3 protein-coding genes are annotated in these 4,846 nt (G+C 43.0%); 1 reads left to right on the forward strand and 2 read right to left on the reverse strand.

Going from position 1 to position 4,846, the window contains the following annotated elements; genetic code table 11:
• Nucleotides 1–71: 71 nt before the first annotated feature.
• A complete protein-coding gene (locus tag ABFX15_RS05345; RefSeq protein WP_346024449.1) occupies nucleotides 72–1,529 on the reverse strand; it encodes an aldehyde dehydrogenase family protein in 1,458 nt (485 codons plus the stop codon).
• 187 nt (nucleotides 1,530–1,716) lie between these two features.
• Here ABFX15_RS05345 and zwf point away from each other — a divergent pair, with 187 nt between their 5' ends.
• Nucleotides 1,717–3,171 (forward strand): glucose-6-phosphate dehydrogenase, encoded by a 1,455-nt coding sequence (gene zwf / locus ABFX15_RS05350; protein ID WP_346024450.1) that lies wholly within the window; start codon nucleotides 1,717–1,719, stop codon nucleotides 3,169–3,171.
• 59 nt (nucleotides 3,172–3,230) lie between these two features.
• Here the strand turns inward: zwf and ABFX15_RS05355 are convergent, their stop codons facing one another.
• Entirely contained in the window at nucleotides 3,231–4,748 is a 1,518-nt protein-coding gene (locus tag ABFX15_RS05355) for a phosphohexomutase domain-containing protein (protein ID WP_346024451.1), read from the reverse strand.
• Nucleotides 4,749–4,846 lie beyond the last annotated feature (98 nt).

Raw genomic sequence — 4,846 nt, forward strand, 5'->3', positions numbered from 1 at the left:
TCAAGCATCTAGTTAGGCTCAATCAAGTCCGGATCAGATATTCATTAATTTTACTTATACTTTAAAGTACGTTAATCAAATGGATACTGTCTTGGCTCTTCCTGTACGGAAATCCATTTCCACGTGGTGAATTCATCCAGTGAATGTTCACGACCGAAGCGTCCCAGTCCGGAAGCTTTGACTCCTCCGAATGCGATATATGGCTCGTCATTGACACTCTGGTCATTGATGTGCACCATTCCGGTTTCCATTTTCTCAGCAAAGGCAAAGGCACGTTTCTCATCGCTTGATGAGACTGCTCCACTCAGTCCCTGCTCTGTGTCGTTCGCCAGTTCAAGTGCGTGAGCTTCGCCTTTAGCTGGAATCAGCGTCACGACTGGACCGAACATTTCATTCTGTGCAGTCGTCATATCGTTAGTCCCTTTAAGGATGAACGGAGTCAGGACATTGCCTTCACGTTTTCCTTCAAGAAGGACTTCTGCACCTTCTGACTTGGCTTTTTCAACCTCGTCCAGCAGACGGTCGACTTCGCCGCCATCAATAAGCGGTCCAATCAGTGTCCCTTCTTGAGTCGGATCACCATGCTTCAGATCTTTTGTCTTCTCAACGAATTTTTCAGCAAATTCATCATAAACCGATTCGTCAACGATGATACGGTTCGTTGCCATACAGATCTGACCACTATGCATAAAGCGTCCGTAAATAGCCCCTTTAACTGCAGTTTCAATGTCCGCATCGTCAAGTACGACCATGGCGTTATTCCCGCCCAGTTCTAGAATTGTCTCCTTGACTTCTCGTCCGCAGACTTCACCAATCTGTTTCCCGACTCCAGTGGAACCTGTGAATGAAATCAGATCCGGGACTGGGTGCTCATAGAAGCCGTCACCTATTTCAGAAATTTTAGGGTGCACGACCTGGAGTACTCCTTTAGGCAGACCAGCTTCTTCAAAAACCTTGGCGATAATATTTCCGCCACTTACAGGTGTCTGGTGACCTGGTTTAAGGACGACTGCGTTACCTGTAGCCAGTGCCGGTGCAACTGAACGCATGGACAGGTTCATTGGGAAATTGAATGGTCCAATAACACCAACAACCCCCACAGGTTTTCTCTGGAGGTAATTCTTCTTGCCTGGAATCATGGACTGATTCACAATCGTCTCCATCTGGAACGGAAATTCTGCAGACAGATGCATGACAGCAATAACTATATCGATTTCAAGTTGTGCTTTAGCGATCGTTGACCCAGCATCTTTTACTAGAATATCGGTAATCTCTTCTTTTCTGTCTTCGATGATTTTTATAGCTTTGCGGATAATGCCTGCTTTTTCAAATGGACTGACTTTTTCCCATTCTTTCTGGTGACGCTTGGCACTTTCATATGCCTTATCTAAATCTCCTGCAGAAGCTGCGCGAACCGTCGCATACAAATCTTCAGTGTAAGGATCGATTGATTCAATGACTTCTTTACTGCTGCCTTCTACCCATTCCCCATCAATGTAATTCAGATCAAGATTGTCGTACTTATACAATGATCTCATCCTTTCAGTTTTATCTATTGATAAGCTTAATGGAAACGTTTTGGGATCTTCAACTCAAACGATTTAAAGCCTAATGATTCGTTATCTTTCATAATAAAGTTGAATGATAGTAAAATTAAAAGTAAAATAGAAAACAGAATGAATCAGACATGATCATCATGTAGAAAAGAGGAACGATATGTCTCAAGGAACGAAAGCACTATTCATCATTTTTGGAGCGACCGGCGATCTGGCTCATCGCAAGTTGTATCCTGCTATATATAAACTATATAAAAAAGGATTTCTCGGTGAATCATTTGCAGTCATAGGAACCGCCAGACGTGAATGGTCGGATGACTATTATCAGGACGTCGTTATGGATTCCATTTCAGATTTGACTGAATCACAAGAACATGCCGGCACGTTTGCAAGTCATTTCAGATATCAGTCTCACAACGTTAATGACACTGAGCATTACCACACACTGAAAGATCTTGCTGATAAGCTGGACGAAGAGTATGACATCGACGGCAACAGAATTTTCTATCTGTCCATGTCTCCAAGCTTCTTCGGTACAATTACGAGTCATCTTAGAGAACAGAATCTTGTGACAGAAAATGGCTTCAACCGAGTCATCATTGAGAAGCCGTTCGGTTCAGACTTCAATAGTTCAAAAGAACTGAACGATGAAATCAATGCATCCTTTGATGAAGACCAGCTTTACCGAATCGATCACTATCTCGGTAAGGAAATGGTTCAGAATATACTGGCCCTTCGTTTCTCCAACAGTCTGATTGAAAACAGCTGGAATAAAGACTCCATTTCAAACTTTCAGATTACATTAAGTGAAGATCTTGGTGTAGAAGAACGTGGTGAATACTATGATAAAAGTGGTGCGCTTAGAGACATGGTCCAGAATCATGTGCTTCAGATGGTGAGCCTGCTGACTATGAACAGCCCTAAAGCCTTCACGACTGAAGAAGTTCGTAAAGAAAAAATGGCGATCCTGAATGCATTGAAAGACCCTGTTGTCACTCAAGACGAAGACACTGAATTTGTCAGAGGACAATATGATACGTCTATTGACGGAGAAACTAAAGGCTACCGTGATGAAGATAAAGTCGACCCAGAGTCCCTGACGGAAACCTTTGTTGCTGGAAAAATAATAATCGAAACAGATGAATGGCGCGACACGCCGGTTTACATCCGAACAGGTAAACGCCTGGCAGAGAAAACGTCTCGTGTCGATGTTGTATTCAAGCCTTCTCAGACAGCTCTTTTCGATGATAAACCGACAGTCCTTTCTATTTTAGTCAGCCCGAATGAAGGTTTCGAGCTTCTCCTAAACAACAAAAAGATCGGTCCTGGAATGGAACTGGAATCTGTCAGACTGTCAGCAGTCCGATCAGAAGAAACAGTTGAAGAAAGTCCAGAAGCTTACGAAAAGCTCATTCTTGATGTGCTGAACGGCGATGAAACACATTTTGCTCACTGGCAGGAAGTGGCGACTTCATGGAAATATGTCGATCAGATCAGAGAAAAATGGGACAGCTTTACTGATTCTATTCCATTTTACCCTGCTCTCACCATGGGTCCTGATGAAGCTGATACGTTGCTTCAAAATGATGGAAACAACTGGATTTATAAAGCATGAGCATATAATTAGAAAAACCGAGTCTCCTGTCAGTTCTGACAGATGACTCGGTTTTTAATTTAGACTAAACGACTGGTATCGAGGTCCTCTATACTGTAAAAGAATGTCTTCAGATTTTCCTTAATATCGGGAATTCTGTCATTATCATCATTTTCGATTTGAAGAACCAGTTTCGGTTCATGCAGACTCATTCTTAGAAGGAGCCAGCCTTTACCATAAGGAGCACTGATCTGACTTCTCTTTCCTTCCAGATTATCTTCAACCAGACTGAAGCCCTCTGTTTCTTTAATCCATAAAGCAAATCGCTCAAGAATAGCCGGTCCGATTTCCTTGTAGGCTGGTGTTTCTATGACAAAACGAATTTCTTCTGTTTCTGCCGGCTGATCAAGATCTTGAATCAGTTCAGCTACACTACTGCCAGAAAGAGACATTTCCGCTTCTTTAGCAATGATCTTAGCTGCGAGATATGCCCCATCATCAAGGAAATAATTTTCTCTGATCGCCGCGTGTCCACTGGTCTCGATAGCCAGCGCACAGTCGATGCCCTGGTCGTTCAGTTCAATTCCCCGATTAATGACATTACGGTATCCGGAAATGTAACGGTCGATTTTCCCACCTTTTGATTCAATAAACTGGATGAGGTGATCGGAAACTGGAGAGTTCGTCACGATAGTAGTTCCCGGATTCTCTTCAAGTATGATGGCTCCAATTAGACCAATAAGGTTATTTCTGTTAATACTATGACCTTTTTTGTCTACGATCGCAGACCGGTCGACATCTGTATCAAAAATGATTCCTAAGTCTGCTTCATTAGCCAGTACAGCTTCAGAAACACTTTTCATCGCGGCTTTATTATCAGGATTTGGTTCATGGTTAGGAAATGTTCCATCCGGCTCAAGGAACTGGCTACCTGTTGTATCTGCTCCTAATGGTTTTAGTACTTTATCAGCAAAAAATCCGCCCGCGCCATTTCCTGCATCGACGATTATGCGACGTCCTTCCAAAGGGCGAGCGGTTTTTTCAACGTCAAGTGCTTCACGTATTTTACCGATAAGGTCATCAGCATAGACAGATAAAAGGTCTTTAGCCACGACATCCCCCTTATCGACCTGACCAAGCTGATTAACAGGTGTATCAGCTTGGTTAAGAATAGATGTTATATCATCATGTTCAAGTCCGCCGTCTTTAGTGAAGAATTTCAGTCCGTTATACTCCATAGGCAAATGACTGGCAGTAATCATGATACCCAGGTCTGACTTGAAGTCTTCATACTGTGTAGACATAAATAAAGCGGGGGTCGTCGACATTCCCGCATCGATCACAGACATGCCCAGATCCGTAAATACGTGAGTCAGCCACTCTTTAATCGACGGTCCGGAAAGTCGGCTGTCGTATCCAATCGTTACTACCGTTTTATCTAACCGTTTATTCGATTTTTCAGTCCACCACTTAGCTGTGCCTCGGGCAATGAGCCTAATTGTTTCCTCCGTCAGATTCTTCTTATGTACATCTGTATCCAGTGCGAATCCTCTAATATCCGATCCGTTCTGTAAAGACATTAATTCAGTTCTATCCATCATCAGTCTCCTCAATCAGTTGTATTTTTTTAACGTAATTCCGAAAGAAGTCTCCCACTTCTAAACGTATGGGTACGAAGCACCAGTGAAAGTGGGAG

It is taken from the genome of Alkalibacterium indicireducens (assembly GCF_039522005.1).
Classification (GTDB): domain Bacteria; phylum Bacillota; class Bacilli; order Lactobacillales; family Carnobacteriaceae_A; genus Alkalibacterium; species Alkalibacterium indicireducens.

What these genes read in the sequence shown, in the direction of transcription:
- zwf (WP_346024450.1), top strand. Translation starts at nt 1,717, where the DNA reads ATGTCTCAAGGAACGAAAGCACTATTCATCATTTTTGGAGCGACCGGC.
- ABFX15_RS05355 (WP_346024451.1), bottom strand. Translation starts at nt 4,748, where the DNA reads ATGGATAGAACTGAATTAATGTCTTTACAGAACGGATCGGATATTAGA.